This is a genomic window from Alcanivorax sp. HI0044 (assembly GCF_001634945.1).
Genome location: NZ_LWEZ01000785.1, coordinates 1 through 541, shown reverse-complemented (window position 1 = coordinate 541; position 541 = coordinate 1). Strand labels below are relative to the sequence as shown.

Annotated in this window: 1 protein-coding gene and 1 pseudogene; both read right to left on the bottom strand. The window is 54.3% G+C overall.

All coding sequences use genetic code 11. From position 1 onward, the window contains the following. Positions 1 to 204 (bottom strand): annotated as a pseudogene (locus A3730_RS09360) (F0F1 ATP synthase subunit alpha); the annotation flags it as partial. Between the two features lie 16 nt (positions 205 to 220). Further along, on the bottom strand, positions 221 to 541 hold a 321-nt coding region (locus A3730_RS09355), incomplete at its 5' end, for a F0F1 ATP synthase subunit delta (protein ID WP_063537973.1).

The following is a 541-nucleotide window of genomic DNA, read 5'->3' as shown; positions in this document are numbered from 1 at the left end:
CTCCAGGTTAAGGGCCATGCCGTAGATGCCGCCCTCAAACTCGATCATCTCGCCGAACATCACGTCGGCCAGACCATGAATGCGCACAATACCATCAGATACGGAAACCACCGTACCTTCGTTGCGTGCTTCGGTGGAGGTATCAAGTTTCGCAATGCGCGACTTGATAATCTCGCTGATTTCGGACGGGTTGAGTTGCTGCATCTCTAATCCCTCAAACTCAAGAGTTCAGTTGCTCTGCCAGACGGTTAAGTCGGCCGCGCACACTGCCATCAATTACGGTATCGCCGGCTCGCACCAGCACGCCCCCAATCAGGGATTGGTCGACGGAAGTTGTGACATTCACTTCCGTACCAAGGCGTTTCTTAAGCGCTGCTACCAGCTTGTCGGTAGCGGCATCGTCCAACTCGAATGCAGAGATCATCTCCACATCGGTGAACTGCTGCTGTTCGGCCAGAAGCTCGTGGAACAGTTGCAGGATGATCGGCAAAAGCGGCAGACGCTTGTTCTGCGTCAGTTGTGCAACAAAGTTGCGAGCGCT